Here is a 3,972-nt window from a genome sequence, read left to right as displayed (position 1 = left end):
TGTCCCCGTTGACTCCGCCGCAGTGCCGCTACTACCCCTCCTGCTCCAACTACGCTTACACCGCCGTCTCCACCCACGGCGCCGTGCGCGGCCTCTGGCTCTCCGCCCGGCGCCTGCTCCGGTGCCATCCGTTCACGGCGGGGGGCTACGACCCGGTGCCACCGCCGCGTGCGGTGGCGCAGGACGCAACAGCCTGACGGCCACCACCGTTAAGACTTCGCAGCCCCGACCCGCGCCCGCGCGGCGATAGCCACCAGGAGACCCAGCACGTGGGCCAGATCCTCGCCCCGCTCGAGTACGTCGTCTCGAAGATCCTGCAGGCGTGGCACTCCGTGCTCACCGCCATGGGTCTGCCCGAGGCGTCCGGCATCACGTGGGCGCTGTCCATCGTCGGGCTCGTCATCGTCATGCGCATCCTGCTGATCCCGCTGTTCGTGCGCCAGATCAAGGCCCAGCGCGGGCTCCAGGTGCTGCAGCCGGAGATCAAGAAGATCCAGGAGAAGTACAAGAACGACCGGGAGCGCCAGTCCAAGGAGCTCATGGAGCTCTACAAGCGGACCGGCACCAACCCGTTCGCGAGCTGCCTGCCGATCCTGCTCCAGGCCCCCATCTTCTTCTCGCTGTTCCGCGTGCTCAACGGCGTCGCCCACGAGAAGGCGCCGCCCGGGTTCCCCGCCGACCTGGTCGAGCCCGCGTTCAACGCGTCGCTGTTCGGAGCACGGATCTCCGACACCTTCCTCAACACCGACAGCGGCGCGGCGCGCATCCTGACCATCATCCTGATCGTGCTGATGTCGGCGACGACGTTCACCACGCAGCGTCAGGTCATGACGAAGAACATGCCGCCGTCCAGCATGGACAGCCCGTTCGCACAGCAGCAGAAGATCCTGCTGTACGTCTTCCCGCTCGTCTTCGCGGTGTCGGGTGTCAACTTCCCCATCGGCGTGCTCATCTACTGGCTGACGACCAACATCTGGTCGATGGGTCAGCAGCTCTACGTCATCCAGCGCAACCCGACGCCGGGCTCGCCGGCCGCCGTGGCTCTGGAGAAGCGTCGTGCCGAGCACGGCGGGCACGGGGGCCTGCTCGGGCGGCTGTTCGGGCGGTTGTTCGGGCGCGGCAAGGCCGCCGACGGGGGCAAGGGCGAGGACGGGGGTGGGCCCTCGTTGACCAAGGGACCGGGCGGCGGAGGGGCCCCCGGCTCGCCGGCACCGGCGGGCGGAGCCGCCGGGGGCGGCACGGCCCGCACCGGGCAGCGCCAGCAGCCGAAGCGGCAGCAGCCCAAGCGCCAGCCGCGCAAGCGTTGATCCGGCGTCGTCGCCGGCACCGTAGAACCTGGGAGCTGTAAGTGACTGAGACCACCAGCCCGACGGAAGACAGCACCGACGTCGAGGAGCAGGCGGCGAGCTCGGCGCCGGCCGGGGAGCGGTCGCGCACCCTCGTGCAGCGGCTCGAGGAGGAAGGCGACATCGCTGCCGACTACCTCGAGGGCCTGCTCGACATCGCCGACCTCGACGGCGACATCGACATGGACGTCGAGGCGGACCGGGCGTCCGTCGCGATCGTCGGCAAGGACCTCGAGCACCTGGTCGGGCGCGACGGCAAGGTGCTCGACGCGCTGCAGGAGCTGACCCGGCTCGCGGTGCAGACGCGTACGGGTGACCGCAGCCGGCTGCTGCTCGACATCGGCAGCTTCCGCGCGCGTCGCCGCGAGGAGCTCACGCAGGTGGGCAAGGACGCGGCCGAGCGCGCTCGCACCAGCGGGGAGAGGGTCGCGCTGCCTGCCATGACCCCCTTCGAGCGCAAGGTCGTGCACGACGCCGTCGCGGCGGCGGGGCTCACCTCCGAGTCCGAGGGCGTCGAGCCGGGTCGCCACGTGGTCGTCCTTCCGCTGGGCGCGTGATCCCGACGACCGACGTCGAGCCCACAGCGCCCGTTCCACGTGGAACGGGCGCTCCCGTTTGGGCTGCCGACGTCTTCGGACCGCGGCTCGCGCAGGCGACGGCGTACGCCGAACTGCTGGCCGGGGCGGGGATCGAGCGTGGGCTGCTCGGGCCGCGGGAGGCCGACCGCGTCTGGGGACGGCACATCGGCAACTCCGCTCTCGTGGCCGAGCTGCTGCCGGAGACCGGACGGCTGGCGGACATCGGCTCCGGTGCCGGGCTCCCCGGTATCCCGATCGCGCTGCGCCGCCCGCAGCTCGAGGTCGTCCTCGTCGAGCCGCTGTTGCGCCGCTCGCAATTCCTCACCGAGGTGGTCGACGAGCTCGGCCTGGACAACGTCACCGTCGTCCGGGAGCGTGCGGAGAAGCTCCCGAAGCGCAGCTTCGACCTCGTGACGGCACGGGCGGTGGCTCCGTTGCCGAAGCTCAGTCAGTGGGCGCTGCCGCTGCTCCGGGCCGGCGGGACGTTGCTTGCCCTGAAGGGACAGTCGGCGTCCGCCGAGCTCGAGGAGGCGCGCTCCGTGCTCGGCCGGCTGGCGGCGGAGGAGGCGACGATCGAGCAGGTCGAGAACGAGAGCATCGGGGAGAGCGCCACAATCGTGCGCGTACGCAAGCAGGGTGGTGCTAGGACGGCGACGACCGGGAAGGACGGGCAGAGCGCGTGACGCGGGAGACCGGGCTGGGCTGGCCCACGGGCATCCCCGATCGGCCGGCGGCGTCGGGCTTGGGCTGGCCCGTCCTCGTCGCTGCCGAGTCCGCGGCTCCTTCCGGTGCGGCACGCGAGGTCCCGGAGGGCGACGATGCTGCGCCCGCCCCGGCTGAGGCGGGGGACGGAGCTGCGGCCGACGAGCCGTCGCCCGTGGATTCGGTCGAGGCGCCCGGGAGCGACGAACCGCCCGTGGACGAGACCGCCGCTGGGCCTCTCGAGCGAACCCCCGCCACAGACGAGACTCCTGCCGCTGCAGCAGGCGACGCAACGGCGACCGGTCATCCTGCCGATGTGGTGGGGGCGGCCCGGGCTGGTGATGACTCGCCGACGACGCAGCCCTCGTCCGGAAGCCCCCTCTCCGTGCCCACCGGACGCGGGCACGACGTACCGGTCCCGGTGACCACTAGCGACGCGACCCGCGCTCTGGCGCAGCAGCCCGACGCCCCGACCCCCGTTCCACGTGGAACCGCAAGCGAGGACAACCCGGTGGAGGATCTGGAGTCGGTGCCGCTCTACGCCGAGCTGGAGGCGGAGCGCCGGGGCAAGACCTCGTCACGACCCCCGCTCGGTGCACCGCTGCCCTCTCCTCCGGAGACGCGGGTGCTGACGATCGCGAACCAGAAGGGCGGCGTCGGCAAGACGACGTCGACGGTGAACCTCGCGGCCGCGCTCGCATCCCAGGGGCTCGCCGTGCTCGTGCTCGACCTCGACCCGCAGGGCAACGCCTCGACCGCGCTCGGAGTCGACCACCGCTCCGAGGTCCCGAGCATCTACGACGTGCTCATCGAGGACCGCCCTCTCGCCGAGGTGGTCGTGCCGGTCGCCGAGGTGCCCGGCCTGCTTTGCGCACCGGCCACGATCGACCTGGCCGGCGCGGAGATCGAGCTCGTCTCGCTCGTCGCCCGCGAGTCGCGGCTGCGTCGGGCGCTGGACAAGTACCTCGCGAACCGAACCGCGGAGGAGGGCCGGCTCGACTACGTGCTCATCGACTGCCCGCCCAGCCTCGGCCTGCTGACGGTCAACGCGCTCGTCGCGGCTCGCGAGGTGCTCATCCCGATCCAGTGCGAGTACTACGCGCTCGAGGGGCTCGGTCAGCTGCTGAAGAACGTCGAGCTGATCCAGGCGCACCTGAACCCCGCGCTGCACGTCTCCACGATCCTGCTCACGATGTACGACGGCCGCACCCGGCTGGCGGCCCAGGTGGCGCAGGAGGTCCGGGACCACTTCGAGGCCCAGGTCCTCGCCACCGCCATCCCGCGCTCCGTGCGCATCTCCGAGGCCCCCAGTTACGGCCAGACCGTGCTGACCTACGATCCGGGGT

The 3,972-nt window shown here is 71.6% G+C and carries 5 protein-coding genes; all 5 read left to right on the top strand.

Annotated features, from left to right (window positions below; translation table 11 throughout):
• Positions 1 to 197: membrane protein insertion efficiency factor YidD (gene yidD, locus G9H71_RS21395; RefSeq protein ID WP_166284795.1), on the top strand; the 197-nt coding region annotated here is incomplete at its 5' end.
• Between the two features lie 72 nt (positions 198 to 269).
• Complete coding sequence (yidC, locus tag G9H71_RS21390; protein ID WP_166284794.1) at positions 270 to 1,307, top strand: membrane protein insertase YidC; 1,038 nt, start codon at positions 270 to 272, stop codon at positions 1,305 to 1,307.
• A gap of 41 nt (positions 1,308 to 1,348) precedes the next feature.
• The gene (locus tag G9H71_RS21385; RefSeq protein ID WP_166284793.1) at positions 1,349 to 1,903 is read left to right on the top strand and encodes a Jag family protein; all 555 of its coding nucleotides are present in this window, start codon (positions 1,349 to 1,351) and stop codon (positions 1,901 to 1,903) included.
• A complete protein-coding gene (gene rsmG, locus G9H71_RS21380; RefSeq protein ID WP_331273181.1) occupies positions 1,900 to 2,607 on the top strand; it encodes a 16S rRNA (guanine(527)-N(7))-methyltransferase RsmG in 708 nt (235 codons plus the stop codon). The genes G9H71_RS21385 and rsmG overlap by 4 nt, the downstream gene beginning before the upstream one ends.
• A 467-nt stretch (positions 2,608 to 3,074) precedes the next feature.
• A partial coding sequence (locus tag G9H71_RS21375) for a ParA family protein (protein ID WP_407939784.1) occupies positions 3,075 to 3,972 on the top strand: 898 nt, incomplete at its 3' end.

This window comes from Motilibacter deserti, from assembly GCF_011250635.1.
GTDB lineage: Bacteria > Actinomycetota > Actinomycetes > Motilibacterales > Motilibacteraceae > Motilibacter_A > Motilibacter_A deserti.
This window is presented reverse-complemented; position numbering and strand designations above follow the sequence as displayed.